Below are 21,137 nucleotides of genomic sequence, written 5' to 3'. Positions count from 1 at the left end.
CCGATCGAGCGCGGCTGGTTCGTGAGCGCCGCGTGCCCCCGTCCCAACCTTCCCCCAAAGGGGGAAGGAGCAAGACAAAGTCAAAGACAAAAACGGCGGAAGGGGGAGGGAGTCGAACCCTCCCGGCGACGCATGGCGCCACCCACTGGGTTTGAAGCCCAGCCGCCCCACCAGGGACGATCCCCTCCCATGAGCGCTGTTCACGGGCTCGCCCCGAACAGCGACGTATCGGGCCGCAGCAGGTGCGTGTCTTTCACGCGCCGCGTATAGCCCACACGATCGAAAAACTCGAGCAGCTGGATCGCGCGCTTGCGCCCCAGCCCCGTCGCGTCGCGAAAACTCGCGGCCTGCAAACCCTCGGGCCGCGCGAGGCAATCGCGCGCCAACCCGGCCAGCCGCTCGACGGTCGCCAGCGGATAGTACAAGTCCTTCACCACCTGGAAGGTCTCGCCGCGCCGCGCGAGGCTCGCGAGGGTCTGGCGCACCATCGCCTCGCTCGCGCCGCTGTCCTTGGCGAGGTCGCGCACCCAGGGCGGGTCGAAGCCGCCATCGGCGAGTCTGGGCAGCAGCTTCTGCGCGAGCTTCTGCTCCACCTCGTTGAGCCGCGCCGCATGGTCGGGCAGGTGCAGCCAGGTGCCGCTGCGCACCAGCGCACCGCGTGCAACCAGCGCATCGAGCGCATGGCGCCACAGCGCATCGTCGGTGCGCGGGCCGGCCAGGCGCTTGAGGCGGCGCGCATCGGGGCCGACCTCATCGGGCGCCGTGCGATGAAATTCCGCGAGGCGCTCGGTGACCTGCTCTTCGAGCGCAGCCAAATGTTCCTGCGCGATGGCGGTGTGCACGATGCGCACCGCATCGCCGGGCAGCGGCAACGCGGCCTCGTCGGCCAGCGAGAGCGCACCCGCCAGCTGCGCGGCGTCGACACCGAGCGGCGCGTTGTGCAGCAGCGCCGCCACGCGCGGCGCGCGGTCGTCGATGGCCCAGGCCGCGAGCGTGCGCAGCCGCTCGGGCGTGCGCCGGTAGCGCACCGGCGCGAAGGGGTCGAGCACGCGCACGCCGGCCACGGTGCGCGTGGCCGAGGCATCGCGCAGCACGCCGCGGTCGCCGTGCCATGCGCCGACCTTCTCGCGCAGCACCAGCTGGGCCAACGCCGTCTCTCCGGGTGCGAGCGCATCGCGGTCGAGCAGCGCGACCGAGGCCATCACGTCGCTGGCGCCGAGGTGCGCATGCACCGTGGCGCCGGACCGCAGCGGCTTGGCCTCGTCGGGCCACAGCGTGAGCAGCACGTCGATGCGATCGGTCGCGAGCGCGATGGCCAGCGTGCAGACCCAGTCGCCGCGGTGCGCTTCCTCCTTCGTCACGCCGGCCAGCGCGAGCGCGCAGCGTTGTCCCGCGTGCGCCGATTCGGCCTGCTGGTTCTGCGCGTGGATGCCGCGCACCCGCACCGGACGCTCGCCGGACCCGAGCCGCAGTTCGTCGCCGATACGCACCGTGCCGCTGAAGACCGTGCCGGTCACGACGGTGCCGACGCCCGGCAGCGTGAAGGCGCGGTCCACGGCGAGGCGGAAGGCCAGATCGTCTTCGCGCGCGTGTTCCTCGCGTGCGACATCCAGCAGCCGCGCGCGCAACGCGTCGATGCCCTCGCCGGTGGTGGCCGACACCGAAAGCATCGGCGCGTTCGCGAGCGGCGTGGGCGCGAGCAGCGCCGCGACCTCTGCCCGCACCTCCGCAATCCTCGCCGCATCGACGCGGTCGGCCTTGGTGATCGCCACCGTGGCATCGCGCACGCCGAGCAGCGCCACCACGGCCAGGTGCTCGCGCGTCTGCGGCATCACGCCGTCGTCGGCCGCCACCACGAGCAGCGCATGGTCGATGCCGGTCGCGCCGGCCAGCATGGTGTGCAGCAGGCGCTCGTGGCCCGGCACGTCGACGAAACCGAGCGACACGCCATCGGGCGCATGCAGGTACGCGTAGCCCAGCTCGATGGAAATGCCGCGCCGTTTTTCCTCGGGCAGCCGGTCGGTGTCCACGCCGGTGAGCGCGCGCACCAGCGTGGTCTTGCCGTGGTCGATGTGGCCTGCGGTGCCGATGATCATCGCGTCGGCCCCGTCACATGAAATTGCGCGTGTGCAGCGCGGAGAGCCGCTCCGCCTCGTCGCGGTCGAAGCCCAGCCGCGCGAGGCGCGCGCGGCGGCCTGCTGCCATGTCGCGCTGCAGTTGCTGCACGGCCGCGTGGCCGCGCGCGATGGCGTTCGGAGACAGCTCGCCCGCCGCGAGCAGCACCAGCGCATCGAACACTTCCTCGTTGAGCCCCGCGGTGCTGGCCAGCGCGTCGTAGCGCACCTCGATGGCGTTGCGCAACTTCGATTGATAGTCGGGCTGCACCGAGAGCCGGTACTCCAGGTGCGCCATGCCGAAGGCCACGTGCCGCGCCTCGTCGCGCGCGGTGAGCCGCGCGATCTGCCGCGTCACCGGATCGGGCGCATTCGCCTGCAGGAAATTCAGCAGGTTCACGAAGCTGCCCTCGCCCAGCACGGCGAGCAAGAAGGTGGCGACCGAGAAATCCGGCGCGTCGAACAGCGTGCGCAGCGACGCCTGTCCGCCGGCCGTCGAGAGCGCGGGTTCGTGGCCGCGCAGCGTCGCGCGGCGCGTGAAAACCTCGACGTGCCGCGCCTCGTCGGCGCATTGCAGCGCCAGCAATTGCAGCACCTCGCGGTAGTGGGGATGGATCTGCCCCAGGTGCCGTGCGGGCACCAGCAGCGCGGCGTTCTCGTTCTCGATGAGGTACGTCATCACCTGCACCACGGCGGCTTCGATGGCGGGCGCCAGGCTGAATTCGGCGCCCCATTCGATAGCGGTTGCAGGGTCCCATTGCGCGGCCGCGGCCTGCCGGTAGAGATCGCCCGCCGTCGCGGCCCAAAGCTCGTGGCGGCGGTGCAATGCGAAGAAGAAACCGGGGCTGCCGGCCTCGACCGTGGCGCCGCGCGCGGCCAGTCCCCAGCTGGCTTCCGCATCGTCGGCAGGTGTGCCGTTGATGCCGCCGAGCGCGGTGCCCGTCGCCTGCGCATCGCGCCAGCGGCCTTCGGCATGCGGGCCGCGCGTGATGCGGGCTTGCGGCAGGCCGTCGACCGTCTCGAAGCGCAGCGGGTGCCCCTGGCTGCGGCACCACGCTTGCAGGTGCATCTCCCAATCCGGCGAGCGCCCGCGCACCTGCAGCTCGCCCCCCACCGGCCGTTCGGCCAGCGCGCGGCGAATGAGCAGCAGGGCGCCCTGGTCCAGGCCCAGCGACTCAATATCGATAGTCGGGGTTGAGGATGGCGCCATCGCGGCTGTAGAAGTTCTCGTCGTCCACCGCGCGTTCGAGCAGCGCGTAGCCGCTGGTGCGGCCCGCGCGCCATTCGCGCAGGCCTTCGAGCTCGAGCAGCGGCCGCACCTGCGGGTCGTCCCAGCGCATCGCCATCAGCAGCGAGACGAAACGCTCGATCGGTTCGGCGGGTGCGCCGGGGCTGGTGGTGAAGTTGCAGTGGTCGTAGGCACCGGTGCGCGCGATGACGCGCGTGCTGCCCGAAGGCAGCGTGCCGTCCAGGCCGAAGGCCAGGTGGTTGCCGTCGATGAGGCAGCAGGCATCGACCTCGCCCGCCATCAGCGCCACGGCCGCATCGCGTTCGCCGCCGATGTGGTCGCCGTGCTTGCCGCCGAGCACGTCGAAGTAGCGCAGCAGGAAGTCGCGCGGTTTCACGAGGCCTTCAGTGCGCAGATGGTCGAGCGGGATCAGCGTGGCCTGCGGCGAATCGAGCGCGCCCATGCCCACCGTCTTGCCGCGCAGGTCGGCCAGCGTCTGGATCGGGCTGTCGGCGCGCACGACGATGGCCGAGCGCAGGTCGCAGTCGGTGTCGCGCATCGCCACCGCCTGCACCTGCTGGCCGCGGCTGCGCGCGATGCGGTCGGCGCGCACCCAGGCCAGCGGCGAGTTCCACGCCAGGTGCAGCGTGCCGTCGAACTGCGCCTGGACCTGGCGCTCGTAGTTCGAATACAGCACGTAGTCGAAGGGCAGGCCGTTCTTCGCGAAGAAGGCCTTGAAGCCTTCCCAGATGGTGACCACCTTGGGCGCGTAGGCGACCGCGCCCATGATCAATACCGGTTCGGACATCGGGGATCCTTCAGAACAACGGCAGGCCGGTGATGGCCTTGCCGATGAAGTCGTAGAGCACGTCGGAGGTCGGCGCCATCACGCTCGATGCGCGCGCATCGCGGAACAGGCGCTCGATGCCGGCTTCCTTGCGGAAGGCCGCGCCGCCGCACACGCGCATGGCGATGTCGGTGACTTCGAGCGCGGTTTCCGCCGCCGCAGCCTTCACTTCGAGCACGCGCAGCATGGTGTCGGCGCGGCCCGCGCCGATGGCGGCCACGGTGTCGTCCAGCAGCGTCTGCACCATGTCGGTCTTGATGCGGGCGCGCGCGAGGTAGGCGCGGATGGTGGGCAGGTCGGCCAGCGACGAATCCAGGTGCACGTGCCTGGTCTGGCTCACATGGCCGATGGCGCGGCTCAATGCGCCTTCCATGAGGCCGACGGAGCAGGCCGCGCTGAGCACCGAGAACCAGGGCAGCACCACGCCCATCATCGTGTCGAAGCCCTTGCCGTCTTCGCCCAGGCGCGCATCGGCCGCGATGCGCACGTTCGTCGCGGTGATCGGCGTGGAGGCGTTGCCGCGCAGCCCCAGGCCATCGAAGCGGCCGGGCTGGGTGAGGCCGTCGGCCTTCGCATCGACCAGCCACAGCGTGCTCGCGCCTTCGGCCGCCAGCGGCTTGCTGGACCAGACGTAGCTGTCGGCCTCGAAGGCCGAGGTGACCCAGCTCTTGCGCGCATCGAGCACCACGTTCGCGCCGTCCGCGCGGGCGGTGCCGGTGGGCGCCCAGAAGTGGCTGCGCGAATCGGCCTCGGAGAAGGCGAGGGTGCCCAGGTGCTTGCCTGCGGCGATCGCCTTGCGCACGGCCTCGGGGCCCTGCTGCTCGAGCACGGCGGTGGCGCAGTAGTGCATGCACACCACCATCGCGGTGGAGGGGCAGGTCTGCGCGATGCGCGAGACCACCTGCGCGGCCTCCTTCAAGCCGAGGCCCTGGCCGCCGACCGACGTGGCCGAGACCAGCCCGAGCAGGCCCGCCTTGCCCAGCGCCTGGATCGTCTCTCGTGGAAAGCGTGCCTCGCTGTCGGTGCGCAAGGCCAATGGCTGCAGCGTTTCCGTTTCGATACCGGCGAGCACGTCCAGATGATTCATCGCTTTGTCCTGATGGGGTGAGGTTGAGGTTGAGGGAAGGAACTACACCAGCCGCTCGCGCAGTTCGGCGAGCTGGGCCGTGAAGGGGGCGCTGTCTTCGAGGCAGCGCAGGTCGAGAAGGAGGCGGTCTTCCGCGATGCGGCCGATCACCGGCAGCGGCAGGCCGCGCAGGGCCGTGGCGAGCCTGTCGAGTGCCGTGCCCAGGCCCTTCTTCGCGGTGCCGGCCGGCGCGAGCGCAAGGCCGGCCGAAGGCAGGCGCTCCACCGGCAGCGAGCCCGAGCCGATCTGGCCCAGCAGCGGCACCACCTGGACGGTGAAGCGCGGCGACACGGCGGCCTGCACGGCGGGCAGGAGCGCCTCGGCCATCTCTCGGATCGCCTCGGCGGGGCGGGTGAGCAGGCGCAGCGTCGGCAGGTCTTTCGCGAGCCGCTCGGGCCGCAGGTACAGCGAGAGCGTCGCTTCGAGCGCGGCCAGCGGCAGCTTGCTCATGCGCAGCGCGCGCTTCATCGGGAACTTGCGGATGCGGCCCACGGCCTCCTTGCTGCCGACGATGAGCCCGGCCTGCGGGCCGCCCAGCAGCTTGTCGCCGGAGAAGGTGACCACGTCGCAGCCGGCCGCGAGCATCTCCTGCGGCAGCGGTTCGCGCGGCAGGCCGTAGTGCGCGAGGTCGACCAGCGAGCCGCTGCCCAGGTCCGTGGCCAGCGGCACGCCGCGCGCATGCGCGATGCCGGCGAGCGTGGCCTCGTCGACCGCGGCGGTGAAGCCCTGCACCGCGTAGTTGCTCGTGTGCACCTTCATCACGAGCGCGGTCTGCGCGTTGATGGCGCGTTCGTAGTCCTGCGGGTGCGTGCGGTTGGTGGTGCCGACCTCGACCATGCGCGCGCCGGCGCTGGCCATCACGTCGGGCATGCGGAAGGCGCCGCCGATCTCGACCAGCTCGCCGCGCGAGACGATCACCTCGCGCTCGCGCGCCAGGGCCGCGATGGTGAGCAGCACGGCCGCCGCGTTGTTGTTGACCACCGTCGCGGCCTCGGCGCCGGTGATGGTGCACAGCAACTCTTCGACCAGCGAATCGCGATCGCCTCGGCTGCCGGTGGCCAGGTCGTACTCGAGGTTGTTGGGCGAGGTCATCACCGCGAGCAGCCGCTGCAATGCGGCATCGGCCAGCAGCGCGCGGCCCAGGTTGGTGTGGATGACGGTGCCGGTGAGGTTCAGCACGGCGCGCATGCGCGGTGCGAGGCGACTGTGCACGCGGGCGGCGAGGGCGTTGCCCAGGGCCTCTTGCCGCACGTCGGCAGCGGAGAGTTTGCCGGCCACGGCCCGCGCACGAAGCCCTTCGAGCAGCGCGCGCGCTTCACCGACAACGAGGGTGTGCCCATGCTCGGCCAGCAGGGCGCGCGGCGCATCGGCGCGCAGCAGTTGATCGACAGAAGGCAGATCCTGGGGCCTTGCCGTCGAGCCGTGGACCACGGACTCTTCGGGCGCCGCCATCAGCCGCCCCCGCCGTCGTCGGAGATTTCTTCAGGGTCGCCGAACAGCAGCATCAGGTTGTGGCCGCTGCGCTGGTGACCGGCTTCGGAGACCAGCAGGTCGAGCGTGACGCTGGCCAGGTCGTCGGCGACGGGTTCGACCTCGGGGTCTCGCTCCATCGCGATCTGCTTGAGGTAGTGGCCGCAGCTGTCGCAGCACTCGGCCTTCACCGCGCCTTCGCGCGCGCCGGTGGCGGGCAATTCGATGCCGGGCTCGGGCGTGAGCGATTCGAAGTGGATGCCCTTGGTGCTTTCGCAGTGCGTGCACTTGATGCGCACGTAGTGCCACTCGGTGCTGCACAGCGAGCAGTGCAGGTAGCGAAAGCCCGCCTCGTCCGCGCCGATGCGCGTGATGCTCGCGGTGGGCGCGCTGCCGCAGCACGGGCACTCGTTGCCGGGATCGGTGCGGCCATAGATGTTCTCGCCGTTGCGGTCGGCCACCTGCAGAACGAGCTGCGTCCAGTAGGCCTGCAGGCCCGAGGCGATCAGCGGCGCCGCGGCCAGGTCGAGGCCGAACATGATGCGGCGCGAGAGCAGGTCGGCCTGCTGGTCGAGCCAGGCGTCGTCGGCGGCCACCACGCGGTCGAGCGTGTCGCGCGCGGCGCCTTCGGGCAGGCGCGCGCGGAAGAGGCCGAGCAGGCGCCGCAGCTGCGTGCGCCACACCGCGTCGCGGGTCCAGCCGAAGGCGGGCATCGGCGGCTTGAGCACCTTCGCGGCGGCTTCGAGCGCTTCGGATTCGGGGAGAGAGACGGCCGGGTAGTCCTGCAGCACCTGGTGCTGCGCCTGCGCGAGGTCGGCGATGAAGACCAGGTACTCGCGCATCGGATGCGAGGCCGCGAGTTGGCGCAGCCGCAGCTGCCGGTCGGAGAACACGGCCGCGCGCACAGGCAGTCGCAGGAACGGCATCTGCCGCCCGGCCTGCATGGCGATTTGCTCTGGGTCGAGGACGCGCGTGGTGCGGATCGGTGGCGGCGTACCGGTGGGGCTCGTCATCGGCGCAGTATCACTCACCACGCGTCATTTTGCGATGCCAAAGGGGATGGTTCAGCTTGGCCCATCCTTCGGTGACGGTGCCGCGCGTCATCGCGCGCAGCGTGCCCTTGACCCAGATCGCGGCGTAGATGTGCGTGATGACCGAGAGGATCAGCACCACCGCCGAGACCGCATGCACGACCACCGCGATGCGCCGCAAGAGGATCGGGAAGAAGCCGACGAACCACGGGCTCCAGAACATGAAGCCCGTCACCAGCAGCAGCAGGAGGCTGATGCCAAAGGCCCAGAACACCAGCTTCTGCCCGGCGTTGTACTTGCCCACCGGCGGCATGCCCGACTTGTCGCCCTTGAGCATCTTCGGCGCGTTGGCGATCCAGTCGCGGTCGCCGCGGTCCAGCAGGTTCTCGCGCCACATCGTGAAGAACAGGAACACGAAGCCCAGCACCATCAAAAGGCCCATGAAGGGGTGCAGGATGCGCGTCCACGGGCCACCGCCGAAGAGCGTGCTCAGGAAGAACAGGCTCGGGTGGAAGAAGGCCAGGCCCGAGAGCGCGGCCGCGAAGAACATGATCGCGACGAACCAGTGGTTCATGCGCGTGGCGTCGCGGTAGCGGCGAAGGTAGTAGCGGGTCATCGCGTTCTCCTCATGCACGGGGTGCGTCGCGTGCGGGATCGGTGGCGGTCGATGCCGGAGGCGCTTCGATCACCACCACGTCGTCGGGCTTGCCGTCCAGGTCGGCATCCGGGTGCTCGTCCTTCGGCTCGATCGGCCCGGTCTTCATGTAGTGGAAGAAGCTGCCGACCACCGCGCCGATCATCGCGACCATCGCGAGCGGCTTGGCCACGCCCTTCCAGAGCGACACCAGCGGGCTGATGTGCGGGTCCTTCGGCAGGTTGGCATAAAGGCCGGGGCGGTCGGCATGCTGCAGCACGTACATGACGTGCGTGCCGCCCACGCCGGCCGGGTCGTACACGCCGGCGTTCGCAAAGCCCCGGTCCTTCAGGTCGACGATGCGTTCCGAGGCGTACTCGTGCATGTCTTCCTTGGTACCGAAGTGCAGCGCGCCGGTGGGGCAGGCCTTCACGCAGGCCGGCTCCAGGCCCACGCCCACGCGGTCGGAGCACAGCGAGCACTTGTAGGCCTTGTTGTCGGCCTTGCTGATGCGCGGCACGTCGAACGGGCAGCCGGTCACGCAGTTGCCGCAGCCCACGCAATGCTCGCTGATGAAGTCGACGATGCCGTTGGTGTACTTGACGATCGCGCCCGGCGCCGGGCAGGCCTTCAGGCACCCCGGGTCGTCGCAGTGCATGCAGCCGTCCTTGCGGATCAGCCATTCGAGCTTGCCGGCCTCGGGCTCGACTTCTGAAAAACGCATCACGGTCCACGAGGCGGGCGTGAGGTCGTTCGGGTTGTCGTAGGTGCCGTGCGTGGTGCCGACTTCGTCGCGCAGGTCGTTCCACTGCATGCACGCGACCTGGCAGGCCTTGCAGCCGATGCAGGTCGACACGTCGATCAGCTTGGCCACCTCCTGCACCTGCGGGCGATGGCGGATGTCGGGCGAGGGCGTGGTCGTGGCCGAGCGGGCGGCGATGTCCAAGGTTTGAAGAGAAGACATCGCTCAGGCCTTTTCGATGTTCACGGTGAACGACTTGTACTCGGGCGTCTGCGTGTTCGCATCGCCCACGAAAGGCGTGAGCGTGTTCACCAGGTACCCAGGCTTCGCGATGCCCACGAACCCCCAGTGGTTCGGCAGCCCCACCGTGTGCACCGTGCGGCCATCGACCTGCAGCCCGACGATGCGCTTGGTGACCAGCGCCACCGCCTTGATGAAGCCCCGCTTGCTCCACACCTTCACCATGTCGCCGTTGGCGATGCCCTTTTCCTTCGCGAGCTCCTCGCCGATCTCCACGAACTGCTGCGGCTGGATGATGGCCGAGGTGCGCACGTTCTTGGTCCAGTAGTGGAAGTGCTCGGTGAGCCGGTAGCTGGTCGCCACGTACGGAAAGTCCTTCGGCACGCCCAGGCGCTCCAGGTCGCCCTTGAAGATGCGCGCCGCGGGATTGGCGCGCGCCTTCGGGTTGTTCGGGTGCATCAGGTTGTTCACCAGCGGCGACTCGAAGGGCTCGTAGTGCTCGGGGAGCGGTCCCTCGGCCATGCCGGTGGGTGCGAAGAGCCGCGCCACGCCTTCGGCCGTCATGATGAACGGGCGCACCGCCTCGGCTTCCATCGGGTTCGCATCGGGCCGGATGTCGGGCACGTCGGCACCTGTCCATGCCTTGCCGTTCCACGCGATGAGGCTGCGCCTGGCGATCCATGCCTTGCCGGTGGCCGGGTCGGTCGAGGCGCCGTTGTAGAGGATGCGCCGGTTCGCCGGCCACGCCCACGCCCAGTTCTGCACCATGCCGATGCCGAACGGGTCGGCGTTGTCGCGCCGCGCCATCTGGTTGCCGGCCTGCGTCCACGCGCCGCTGTAGATCCAGCAGCCCGAGGCGGTCGAGCCGTCGTCGCGCAAGAGGCCGAAGCCCGAGAGCTGTTCGCCGGCCTTGGCCGTCGGCGGCTTGCTCGGGTCCTTCGGATCGAGCAGGTCGGTGAGGGCGCGGCCGTTGTATTCCATCGCCAGCTCTTGGGCCGAGGGCGAGTGCGGGATCTTGTAGGGCCACGTCAGCTTGACGATCGGATCGGGGAAGGCGCCGCCGTCCTTGATGTAGGCCTGGCGCATGCGGTTGAAGATGCCCGCCACGATCTCGATGTCGCCCTTGGCCTCGCCCGGCGGCTCCGCGCCCTTCCAGTGCCACTGCAGCCAGCGGCTGGAGTTGGTGAGCGAGCCGTCTTCTTCCGCAAAGCAGGTCGATGGCAGGCGGAACACCGTGGTCTGGATGTCGGCGGTCTTCACGTCGTTGAACTCGCCGAAGTTGCGCCAGAACTCGCTGGTCTCGGTCTGCAGCGGATCGATGGTGACCAGGAACTTGAGCTTGGTGAGCCCGTCGATGATCTTTTTCTTGTCCGGGAACGAGCCCACCGGGTTGAAGCCCTGGCAGATGTAGCCGTTGAGCTTGCCCTGGTTCATGAGCTCGAAGGCCTGCAGGATGTCGTAGAGCTTGTCGATCTTGGGCAGGTAGTGGAAGGCCCACTCGTTCTCGGCCGTGGCCGCGTCGCCCCACCACGACTTCTGCATGCTGACGAAGAACTTGGGGTAGTTCTGCCAGTAGCTCATCTGGTTGGGACGCAGCGGCTTGAGCGCGCGGGTCTTGTAGTAGTCGGGCAGGTTCTGCTCGCTGTCCCGCGCGAGCGACATGTAGCCGGGCAGCGAGTTCGACAGGAGCCCCAGGTCCGTCAGGCCCTGGATGTTGCTGTGGCCGCGCAGCGCGTTCATGCCGCCGCCGGGCACGCCGATGTTGCCGAGCAGCAGCTGCACGATGGCGCCGGTGCGGATCATCTGCGAGCCCTGGCTGTGCTGCGTCCAGCCGAGCGCATACATGATCGTCATGGTGCGCGTGGGCGTGCTGGTGCTCGCGATGTACTCGCAGACCTTCAGGAACTTGTCCTGCGGCGTGCCCGTGATGCGGCTCACCAGCTCGGGCGTGTAGCGCGCGTAGTGCCGCTTCATCACCTGCAGCACGCACTGCGGGTCCTGCATGGTCATGTCAACCTTGGCCATGCCGGCTTCGTCCAGCGCGTAGTTCCACGACTTGGGATCGTAGTTGCGCTTCTCGGCGTTGTAGCCGCTGAAGATGCCGTCCTCGAACTTGTAGTCAGGCCCGACGATGAACGGCGCGTTGGTGTAGTTGCGCACGTACTCCGTCTGGATCTTGTCGTTGCTCAAGAGGAAGTTGATGACCCCCGCGAGGAACGCGATGTCCGAGCCCGCGCGCACCGGTGCGTAGTAGTCGGCCATGGCGGCCGAGCGCGTGAAGCGCGGGTCCACCACGACAAGGCGCGCCTTGTTCTGCTTCTTGGCCTCGATGACCCACTTGAAGCCGCATGGATGCGCCTCCGCGGCATTGCCGCCCATGATCAGCACGACATCCGCGTTCTGGATGTCCTGCCAGTGGTTGGTCATCGCACCGCGTCCGAACGTCGGGGCCAGACTGGCCACCGTAGGTCCGTGTCAAACGCGTGCCTGGTTGTCGAATACCAGCATCCCGGTCGAGCGGAATGCCTTGTGCGTGATGTAGCCGGTTTCGTTGGACGAGGCCGAGGCGCAGAGCATGCCCGAACTGGTCCAGCGGTTGACGGTCTTGCCGTCGGCGTTGGTGGTCTGGAAGTTGGCGTCGCGGTCGGCCTTGAGCAGCTTGGCGATGCGGTCCAGCGCCTCGTTCCAGCCGATGCGCTTCCACTCGGTGCTGCCGGGCTCGCGCACTTCGGGGTACTTCAGCCGCATGGGGCTGTGCACGAAATCGAGCAGGCCCGCGCCCTTGGGACACAGCGTGCCGCGGTTCACGGGGTGGTCGGCATCGCCCTCGATGTGAAGGATGTCGGACACCACGTTCTTGGCCTTGTCGCCCAGGCTGTACATGATGACCCCGCAGCCCACCGAGCAGTACGGGCAGGTGTTGCGCGTCTCGGTGGTGCGTGCGAGCTTGAAGTTGCGCGCCTCGGCCAGCGCCGCGGTCGGCGAGAAGCCGAGCGCGACGATGCTCGAGCCGATGAGGCCCGCGCTGCTGACACGGAAGAATTGCCGGCGGCTTATGTCCATGACATCACCTCCTGCACGGCTGAAGTGGGTTGTTTCATCGGGTGTTCTTCTGTTTTGCGTGGGAAAGGGAAATGGGGCCGGCCATGTGGCCGCTATTTGGGTGCCGTGCCATCGCCGCCGCTCGGGGCAGGCGTGCCACCGGATGCTGCGCCGCCCTGGCCGCTCATGCCGCCCACGGCTGCGCCGCCTTCGGACGGGCCTTTGTGGGCGGAGGTGGGATCGACCTTGTCGCCGGAGTCGGCGGGCTTGATGCCGCTCGGGCTGGCACCGGACGCGCCGGACGAAGAGGCGGGGGAAGCCGCGCCCGTCGCCGACGCGGTGGGCTTGGGATCGCAGGCGCTCAAGAGCAAACCCAGGGCCAGGCAAAGGCCGACGGTTTGCAAGCGCTGACATCGTGACATCGACACTCCTTGTGGGGGAAGGCGGTCCGGCTGTTTTTGTGGCTTCCGTTGTTGCCGATGGGGTAGCCCCGCCACGGTAACTGGATGCTTTTTTCGCATCATGCGACAGCATGCCGCCGCGAGCAAGGGCCCGAAGGGCGCAATAACCCTTGAATCGGCCTGTCGCCTTAGGCGTCGGCTATCGTTCGCGCCATGACCGACTCCCTCCGCCTTGGCTGGCGCACCCTCTGGCGCGACCTGCGCGCCGGCGAGCTGCGCCTCTTGATCGTTGCCGTGCTGCTGGCCGTGGCCGCACTCACGGCGGTCGGCTTCTTCGCCGACCGGCTGCAGGGCGGGTTGAAGCGCGATGCGCGGCAGCTGCTGGGCGGCGATGCGGTGATCGTGAGCGACAACCCGACGCCCGACGCCTTCGTGGCGCAGGCGAAATCGCTGGGCCTGGAAGGCACAGCCACCTATGGCTTCCCGACCATGGCGCGGGCCGACGACGTGCAGGGCGGCGCCAGCAAACTCGTGGCGCTGAAGGCGGTGACGGCGGGCTACCCATTGCGCGGCAACCTGCAGACCTCGACCACTTTCGCGGGGCCGGGCGCGATCACGCGCGACATCCCGCCGGCCGGCGAGGTGTGGGTCGATGCCTCGCTGCTCGATTCGCTGGGCCTGAAGATCGGCGACCCGCTGCTGCTGGGCGACACGAGCCTGCGCGTAGGCCGCATCATCACGCTGGAACCCGACCGCGGCGCCGGCTTCATGAGCTTCTCGCCGCGCGTGATGCTCAACCAGGCCGACGTGGCGCGCACCGGGCTCGTGCAGCCGGCCAGCCGCGTCGGCTACCGCTATGCGGTGGCGGGCAACGATGCGGCGGTCAAGCGCTTCACCGACTGGGCCGAGGCCAGCATCAAGAAGGGCGAGCTGCGCGGCGTGCGGCTCGACTCCTTCGAAGGCGGCCGGCCCGAGATGCGCCAGACGCTCGACCGCGCCGAGAAATTCCTGAGCCTCGTCGCGCTGCTCGCGGCGCTGCTCTCGGCCGTGGCCGTGGCGCTGGCCGCGCGCGGTTTCGCGGCCAGCCACCTGGACGACTGCGCGATGCTGCGCGTGCTCGGCCAGAGCCAGCGCACCATCGCGATGGCCTATGCCTTCGAGTTCGCGGTGATCGGCCTCGCGGCGAGCGCCATCGGCGTGGCCATCGGCTTCGCGGTGCACTACGTGTTCGTGCTGCTGCTGGCCGGGCTGGTGGAGACCGCGCTGCCCGCCGCCACGCTGTGGCCGGTGGCCTTCGGCCTGGGCATGGGGCTCACGCTCTTGTTCGCCTTCGGCCTGCCGCCGGTGCTGCAGCTGGCGCGCGTGCCGCCGCTGCGCGTGATCCGGCGCGACGTGGGCGGGCTCAAGCCCGCATCGCTCGCGGTGCTGGGCATCGGCGTGGCGGGCTTCGCTGCGCTGCTGATGGCGGCGAGCAGCGACATCAAGCTGGGCCTGATCGCGGTCGGCGGTTTCGCGGGTGCCGTGGCCGTGTTCGCATTGCTCAGCTGGCTCGCGGTGAAGGTGCTGCGCCGCAGCGTCAACGAGACCACCGCGCCGCGCTGGCTGGTGCTGGCCACGCGGCAGATCTCGGCGCGGCCCGCCTATGCGGTGGTGCAGGTCAGCGCGCTCGCGGTCGGCCTCCTGGCCTTGGTGCTGCTCGTGCTGCTGCGCACCGACCTCGTCGCGAGCTGGCGCAAGGCCACGCCGCCCGATGCGCCGAACCGCTTCGTCATCAACGTGATGCCGGACCAGAGCGATGCGTTCCAGAAATCGCTGCGCGATGCGGGCGTGGGCAAGTTCGACTGGTACCCGATGATTCGCGGCCGCCTCATCGCGGTCAACGACAAGCCGGTGACCCCCGACGACTACGCGGAAGACCGCGCCAAGCGCCTGGTGGACCGCGAGTTCAACTTGAGCAACGCCATGGAGGCGCCCGCGCACAACAGCATCACCGCGGGCGCGTGGAAGCCCGGCGCGGCAGGCGAAGTGAGCGTCGAAGAAGGCCTGGCCGAAACGCTCGGCCTGAAGCTGGGCGACACGCTGCGCTTCGACATCGGCGGCATGCAGAACGATGCGCGCATCACGTCGCTGCGCAAGGTCGACTGGGGCTCGCTGCACGCCAACTTCTTCGTGATGTACACGGTGGCCTCGCTGCCCGACGTGCCCGTGACCTACATGGGCGCCTTCCGCGCGCCCGAGACGCGCGGCTTCGACAACGCGCTGGTGCGCGCCTACCCCAACGTGACCAACGTGGACATGAGCGCGACCATCAACCAGGTGCAGCGCGTGCTCGACCAGGTGATCCGCGCGGTCGAGTTCCTGTTCGGCTTCACGCTCGCGGCGGGGCTGGTCGTGCTTTTCGCCGCGGTGACGGCCACGCGCGAGGAACGCGCGCGCGAGTTCGCGGTGATGCGCGCCGTGGGCGCGCGCGCCAGCCTCTTGCGGCAGGTGCAGCGCGCCGAGCTGATCGGCGTGGGGCTGCTCGCGGGCTTTCTCGCGAGCATCGTGGCCTCGGTGATCGGCTGGGCGCTCGCGCGCTATGTGTTCGAGTTCACCTGGACCGCATCGCCGATCGTGCCGGTTGCGGGCGCGCTGGCCGGCGCGGTGCTGGCATTGGCGGCGGGGTGGTGGGGCTTGCGCGACGTGCTGCGCCGCCCGGTGGTCGACACGCTGCGCCGCGCGGCCGAATAGGAGTCGACAGCGCCGTACAGTTTTTTTCTTTCGCGATCGGCAAGACGGGGCCGGGGATGCAATACATTCCCCGGCCCCGTATCCATTTCAAGAAGAGAAATTCCTGCATGCGCTTGGCGTCATTCCAGATCACCAACTTTCGCTCGATCAACGACAGCGGCCCCATCGACTCCCCACAGATCACGGCGATCCTCGGTCGAAATGACAGCGGCAAATCGAACCTGCTGCGCGCGCTTCACAGCCTGAACCCGGCCGAAGGCCTGGCTGAACTCAGTCCGATCAAGGACTTTCCGCGGCACCGCCGCCTGGAGGAATGCCAGGGCGACACGCCCGTCGTCGCGACGCGCTGGGCGCTCGACGACAACGAACGCGCCGAACTGAAGGCCATCCTTCCGCGTGCCTCCGATGTGCGCCACGTCACCGCGGGCCGGGGCTATGCCGCGACGCGCTGGACCGGCTTCGAAGGCCTGGGAGAACTCTCGCTCGACGTGTCGGACATCAAGGGCAAGGTCCGCAAGATCGTGCCCGCCGTCAAGGCCGCGGCCGAGAAGATTGCAGAAGGCGCCCGCGCCACGCTGGAACAGGAGGCCGACGCCTTCGACGCCGCGATGATCCCCAGCCCCGACTACATCAAGTGGTCGGAAGGCGCGGTGAGGGCGCTGCAGGCTTTGCGCCGGGCGATGGCCGCAGCGGATGCCGAGCTCAGCGACAAGCAGGAGCAGATGCTGGTCGAACTCGAGGACATGGCCCGCGCGATTGCCAACGACACGCCCGCGCTCGCGAAGGCCAGGCAATGGGTGCTCGAAAAACTGCCGCGCTTCGTCTATGTGGACGAATACCCCGCGTTGCCCGGCCGCCAGAACATCGCCGACCACCTCGTGCGCAAGGGCTGGGGCCAGGCGACGCCCGAGCAACGCAGCTTCGAGAAGCTCTGCAAGGTCGCGGGGCTCGATCCGCAGCAGCTGCAGGACCTGCTGGAGAAGAACGACCAGGCCACGCGCAACCAGCTCGTGAACCGCGCCGGCTCGGTCGTCACGTCGGAGATCCGCCGCGTGTGGAAGGACCGCGAACTCAAGGTCCGCTTCAACCTGGACGGCCCGTACATGGACACGCTGGTGTCCGACCCGAACGGCGCCTACGAGGTTGAAGTGAACCTGGACGAGCGCAGCCGCGGCTTCCAGTGGTTCTTCTCGTTCTACATCACCTTCTTTGCGGACACGCGGGGCGCGGGCGATGCCATCTTGCTGCTGGACGAGCCGGGCTTGCACCTGCACGCGCATTCGCAGGCCGACCTGCTCGCGCACTTCGAGCACGACTTCGGCAACCAGATCGTCTACACGACGCACTCGCCGTTCATGGTGCCCACGCACCGGCTGGACGCAGTGCGCACGGCCAGCATGAGCGCGGCGGCGGGGACGACGGTGAGCAACAAGGCGGAGGGCGATGCGCGCACGCTCTATCCGTTGCAGGCGGCGATTGCGCTGAGCCGGACGGGGAGCGAGCCGATGAAGTTGCCGCCCGAGGAGAGCGTGCCGCGTGTCGAGATACCTTCCGACGAGGCACGAGTGGTCGCAGAAACTGCCATTTGATCCAGTTCGGCACCCGCGTCAGCGCGCGGTGCCTTGCAAGAAGTCCTGGCCCATCGTGTTCACGTCGCGCCGGCCCGTCGAACGCTTCGTGCCGAAGTACTGATAGACGGCAGAAGCAGTAACTTCATCGGGTGTTCTCTTGATCCAGTTCGGCGAACACCTCGTCTGCAGATCGGAATTCGCTCCGTTCGATTTCGCAGTTGCCGAGCAACAGAAGTTTCAACAGTGCGGGAATCGCTTCGATCCCCGTGGCGTGACTGGTGAGATCGTCGATGGGTTTGACCTGCATGGAGGAATTCATTGCGCTTGCTCAGCTATTGCCATGGATCAGACTGATTGTGTTCTGAGTTCGGTCTTGCTTGTTTGTGCGACTGCGCCGTCGTCCCTGAACATGTGCTCCCCCGCAAAGTCCACGAAGGCCCGCACCTTCGGCGACAACTGCCGGCTCGATGACCACAGCGCCGAGAACTGCCCCTGGCGAACGAGGTGCGCCGCGAGCACGCGCTGCAGTTCGCCGCGGCACAGCGAATCGCGCGCGAGGAAGTCGGGCATGTAGGCCACGCCCAGGCCGGCGACTGCCGCGCCGAGCATGGCTTCCATGTTGTTGCACAGAAGCCCGGGCGGCAGCTGCGTGGGCAGGCCCGGCAGGTCCCAGTCCTCGATCTTTCCGCCGGTCACGAACTTGTAGCGCAGGCAACTGTGCCGGGCGAGGTCGGCCGGCACCTGCGGCACGCCATGTTCGGCCAGGTAGCCGGGCGAGGCCACGAGCACGAAGTTGAACGGGCCGAGCCGGCGCGCGACGAGCTGCGAGTCGCCCAGTTCGCCGCTGCGGATCGCCACGTCCACGCCCTCGGCGATCACATCGACCAGGCGGTCGTTGAAATCGAGGTCGAGTTCGATTTCGGGAAAGCGCGCCTTGAAGGCCGGCAGGATCGGCAGCAGGAAGCGGTAGCCGATGGTCGGCAGGCTCACGCGCAGGCGGCCGCGCGGGGCGGCCACCGCGTCCTGCATCATCGCCCGCGCGTCGTCGAGCTCGTCCAGGATGCGGCGGCAGCGCTCGTGGAACATCGCGCCTTCCTCGGTCAGCCGCACATGCCGCGTGGTGCGGTTGAAGAGCCGGAGGCCCAACTGCTGTTCGAGCCGCGCGACGTTCTTGCCGACGGCCGAGGCCGAGATGCCCAGCAACCGCCCGGCCTTGGCAAAGCTCAACAGGTCGGCCGCCCGCACGAAGGATTCGAGTCCGCTGAAGCTGTCCATGGATTAACAACCTTGGGTTGGGAGTGTGAGGATCGATGGCGCCATTTTCATTCCATTGATTCCTTTCTATCTTCTGTTCCTCCTTCTTCCCTTCTGCGTGAAAGCCTTCGATGTCCTCGCCCTCCGACCACAAGAACTGGCTGCTCGCCGCCGTCTGCCTCGCGGCGCTCGGCATGCCGCTGAGCTTCACCGGCCCGGCGGTGGTGCTGCCCGCGATCCGCGACGCGCTCGGCGGCAGCCCGGTGCAGCTGAACTGGGTGACCAACGCCTTCATGCTGAGCTTCGGCGCGACGCTGATGGCGGCGGGCGCGCTGGCCGATGCCTACGGGCGCAAGCGCGTCTTCCTGATGGGGCTCGCGGTGGTCGCGCTCGCCGGTTCGCTGCTGACGCTCGCGCCCGGCATCGTCGCCTTCGATCTCGTGCGCGCCCTGCAGGGGCTGGGCTCGGCGGCCGCGTTCGCGGCGGGCACGGCGGCGCTGGCGCAGGTGTTCGACGGCGCGGCGCGCACGCGGGCGTTCAGCTTCATCGGCACCTCGTTCGGCGTGGGGCTGTCGTGCGGCTCGATCCTCTCGGGCTGGCTCGCCGAGAGCTTCGGCTGGCAGTCGGTGATGCTGAGCCCGGGGGCGATCAGCCTCGTGGCGCTGTGCATCGCCTCCCCGAGCATGCGCGAGTCGAGCAACCCGCATGCGATGGGGCTCGATGTGCCGGGCACGGTCACGTTCACCGCCGCGCTGACGCTGCTCACGCTCGGCGTGCTGCAGGCGCCCGACAGCGGCTGGGGCAGCCCGTGGGTGATCGGTGCGCTGGCCGGCGCGGCACTGATGGGCGGGGCCTTCATCGCCATCGAGCGGCGCGTCGCGCATCCGATGCTCGACCTGTCGCTGTTCCGCTTTCCGCGCTTCGTCGGTGTGCAGTTGCTGGCCGCGGCGCCGGCCTATGGTTTTGTCGTGCTGCTGGTGCTGTTGCCGATCCGCTTCATCGGGCTGGAAGGGCGCAGCGCGATGGAGGCGGGCGTGTTCATGTTCGCGCTCTCGGGGCCGATCCTCGGGGTGCCGACGCTCGCGGCCTCGCTCGCGCACCGGTTCTCGGCGGGCGTGATCTCGGCGGTGGGGCTGCTGGTGTGCGCGGCGGGGCTGCTCTGGCTCAGCTACTGCGCGCCGGGCACGCCGCTGCACGCGATGGTGTGGCCGCTGCTCTTGATCGGCGCGGGCATCGGCCTGCCGTGGGGGCTGATGGACGGGCTCGCGGTGAGCGTGGTGCCGCGCGAGCGTGCGGGCATGGCGTCGGGCATCTTCAACACGGTGCGGGTGGCGGGCGAGGGCATCGCGCTCGCGCTGGTCGGGGCGGGGCTGACGGCGCTGGTCGCGCTGCAGCTGGGCCGCTTGCCAGCGCATCCGGGCGCGTCGTCGCAGGCGGCGCAGCGCGTGACGACGGGCGACCTGTCGCAGGCGCTCGCGCTGCTGCCGGGCGTGGACCGTGCGGCGCTGCTGCACGCCTACGGCGCGGCGTTCGGCACGCTGCTGTGTGTGCTGGCGGGCGTGACCGTGCTGACGGCACTGGTGGTGTTCGTGTTCCTGCGCGGCGAGACGCACGCTGAAGTGGGCGCGGTGGCGTTGGAGTCGTCTGCCTGTTGAACGTATGTCTTGCTCCTTCCCCTTCCGGGGGAAGGCTGGGATGGGGGCACGCGGCCTTCGATAGGCGGCTGATCTTCGATGCGCCGCTTGCCCCCACCCCAACCCTCCCCAGCGGGGGGAGGGAGCAAGGCAGAGGTCAGGGCTCTGCGGCCTCGAAGATGTCGCGCATCCACTGCGTGAACACGCGAACCCGCGCCGACAGCTGGCGGTTCTGCGAATAGAGCACGGTCACCGGCATCGGCGGCGGCGCGAAACCGGGCATCAACACCTTCAGCCGGCCGTCCGCCAGTTCGGCCGCCACGCGATAGCGCGGCACCTGCACCAGCCCGAGTCCCGCGATCGCCGAGCCCGTGTAGAGATCGGTGCCGGTCACCGAGACGGTGGCGGGCAGGTCCACGGTCGTCACCCGGCCATCGACCGTGAATTCGAGCGGCACCACCTTGCCCGTGCCGCTGGAGATGTAGTTGACCGCGCGGTGCGAGGCCAGCGCTTCGATGCTGCCCGGCTCGCCGTGGCGCGCCAGGTAGCCGGGGCTCGCGACCGTCACCTGCGGCAGCAGCGCGACGCGGCGCCCGACCATCGATGAATCCTGCAAAGTGCCTGCGCGCAGCACGCAATCAACGCCCTCGCGCACCAGGTCGACCAGCCGGTCGTCTTCGCCGATGTGCAGTTGCAATTCGGGATAGCGCGCAAGAAACCCCGGCAGTGCCGGCACCACGAAATGCCGCGCGAGCGTGCCCTGCAGGTTCACGCGCAAGAGGCCCTTGGGCGCCTCGTTCCTGAACGAGCCCTCGGCCTCTTCCATGTCGGCCAGGAGGCGCACGCACCGGCGGTAGTAGGCCTCGCCATCCTGCGTGAGGCGCACGGTGCGGGTGGTGCGCTCCAGCAGGCGCGTGCCGATGCGCTCTTCCATGCGCTTGATGAGCGTGGTGACGGTGGCGCGCGGGATCTGCAGGTCTTCGGAGGCCTGGGTGAAGCTCTGGCGCTCGGCGATGCGCACGAAGGCCTGCATTTCCTGGAAGCGGTCCATGGGGGTGTCTGCCGTCTATTGT

At 69.0% G+C, this 21,137-nt stretch carries 16 protein-coding genes and 1 tRNA gene; 3 read left to right on the top strand and 14 right to left on the bottom strand.

Annotation, left to right across the window (positions count from 1 at the left end; translation table 11 throughout):
- Positions 1 to 96 precede the first annotated feature (96 nt).
- From BM133_RS21295 to BM133_RS21240, 11 genes are all read right to left on the bottom strand, one after another.
- Positions 97 to 189: transfer RNA gene (locus BM133_RS21295), tRNA-Sec, on the bottom strand.
- 11 nt (positions 190 to 200) lie between these two features.
- A complete protein-coding gene (gene selB, locus BM133_RS21290) occupies positions 201 to 2,096 on the bottom strand; it encodes a selenocysteine-specific translation elongation factor (RefSeq protein ID WP_093438009.1) in 1,896 nt (631 codons plus the stop codon).
- 13 nt (positions 2,097 to 2,109) lie between these two features.
- Positions 2,110 to 3,324, bottom strand: coding sequence for a ferritin-like domain-containing protein (locus BM133_RS21285; RefSeq protein ID WP_093438006.1), 1,215 nt, complete (start codon positions 3,322 to 3,324; stop codon positions 2,110 to 2,112).
- A complete protein-coding gene (locus BM133_RS21280; protein ID WP_093438004.1) occupies positions 3,290 to 4,150 on the bottom strand; it encodes a phosphate/phosphite/phosphonate ABC transporter substrate-binding protein in 861 nt (286 codons plus the stop codon). The genes BM133_RS21285 and BM133_RS21280 overlap by 35 nt, the downstream gene beginning before the upstream one ends.
- Positions 4,151 to 4,160: 10 nt before the next feature.
- A complete protein-coding gene (locus tag BM133_RS21275; RefSeq protein WP_093438002.1) occupies positions 4,161 to 5,276 on the bottom strand; it encodes an acyl-CoA dehydrogenase family protein in 1,116 nt (371 codons plus the stop codon).
- A gap of 42 nt (positions 5,277 to 5,318) precedes the next feature.
- Entirely contained in the window at positions 5,319 to 6,767 is a 1,449-nt protein-coding gene (selA, locus tag BM133_RS21270; protein WP_093438000.1) for an L-seryl-tRNA(Sec) selenium transferase, read from the bottom strand.
- A complete protein-coding gene (gene fdhE, locus BM133_RS21265) occupies positions 6,767 to 7,798 on the bottom strand; it encodes a formate dehydrogenase accessory protein FdhE (protein ID WP_093437998.1) in 1,032 nt (343 codons plus the stop codon). The genes selA and fdhE overlap by 1 nt, the downstream gene beginning before the upstream one ends.
- A gap of 10 nt (positions 7,799 to 7,808) precedes the next feature.
- Entirely contained in the window at positions 7,809 to 8,432 is a 624-nt protein-coding gene (locus BM133_RS21260) for a formate dehydrogenase subunit gamma (protein WP_093438265.1), read from the bottom strand.
- 10 nt (positions 8,433 to 8,442) lie between these two features.
- Entirely contained in the window at positions 8,443 to 9,414 is a 972-nt protein-coding gene (gene fdxH / locus BM133_RS21255) for a formate dehydrogenase subunit beta (RefSeq protein WP_093437996.1), read from the bottom strand.
- A gap of 3 nt (positions 9,415 to 9,417) precedes the next feature.
- Positions 9,418 to 12,495, bottom strand: coding sequence for a formate dehydrogenase-N subunit alpha (gene fdnG / locus BM133_RS21250; protein ID WP_143100174.1), 3,078 nt, complete (start codon positions 12,493 to 12,495; stop codon positions 9,418 to 9,420).
- A gap of 92 nt (positions 12,496 to 12,587) precedes the next feature.
- Positions 12,588 to 12,896, bottom strand: a complete 309-nt coding sequence (locus BM133_RS21240; RefSeq protein WP_093437989.1) for a hypothetical protein — start codon at positions 12,894 to 12,896, stop codon at positions 12,588 to 12,590.
- A gap of 192 nt (positions 12,897 to 13,088) precedes the next feature.
- Here BM133_RS21240 and BM133_RS21235 point away from each other — a divergent pair, with 192 nt between their 5' ends.
- Complete coding sequence (locus BM133_RS21235; protein WP_093437986.1) at positions 13,089 to 15,605, top strand: ABC transporter permease; 2,517 nt, start codon at positions 13,089 to 13,091, stop codon at positions 15,603 to 15,605.
- 107 nt (positions 15,606 to 15,712) lie between these two features.
- Positions 15,713 to 17,194 (top strand): AAA family ATPase, encoded by a 1,482-nt coding sequence (locus BM133_RS21230; protein WP_256219296.1) that lies wholly within the window; start codon positions 15,713 to 15,715, stop codon positions 17,192 to 17,194.
- A gap of 124 nt (positions 17,195 to 17,318) precedes the next feature.
- Here BM133_RS21230 and BM133_RS35215 read toward each other — a convergent pair whose 3' ends face one another.
- Entirely contained in the window at positions 17,319 to 17,483 is a 165-nt protein-coding gene (locus BM133_RS35215; protein WP_218158395.1) for a hypothetical protein, read from the bottom strand.
- Positions 17,484 to 17,521: 38 nt separating this feature from the next.
- Complete coding sequence (locus tag BM133_RS21225) at positions 17,522 to 18,451, bottom strand: LysR family transcriptional regulator (protein WP_093437984.1); 930 nt, start codon at positions 18,449 to 18,451, stop codon at positions 17,522 to 17,524.
- A gap of 110 nt (positions 18,452 to 18,561) precedes the next feature.
- On the opposite strand from BM133_RS21225, the gene BM133_RS21220 reads away from it, so the two are divergent.
- Positions 18,562 to 20,085, top strand: a complete 1,524-nt coding sequence (locus BM133_RS21220; RefSeq protein WP_093437981.1) for an MFS transporter — start codon at positions 18,562 to 18,564, stop codon at positions 20,083 to 20,085.
- A 136-nt stretch (positions 20,086 to 20,221) separates the two neighbouring features.
- Here BM133_RS21220 and BM133_RS21215 read toward each other — a convergent pair whose 3' ends face one another.
- Entirely contained in the window at positions 20,222 to 21,115 is an 894-nt protein-coding gene (locus tag BM133_RS21215) for a LysR family transcriptional regulator (RefSeq protein WP_093437979.1), read from the bottom strand.
- Positions 21,116 to 21,137 lie beyond the last annotated feature (22 nt).

Source organism: Variovorax sp. 770b2 (genome assembly GCF_900115685.1).
GTDB lineage: Bacteria > Pseudomonadota > Gammaproteobacteria > Burkholderiales > Burkholderiaceae_C > Variovorax.
The sequence above is the reverse complement of the archived record's forward strand: the minus strand, read 5'-3'. Positions and strand labels throughout refer to the sequence as shown.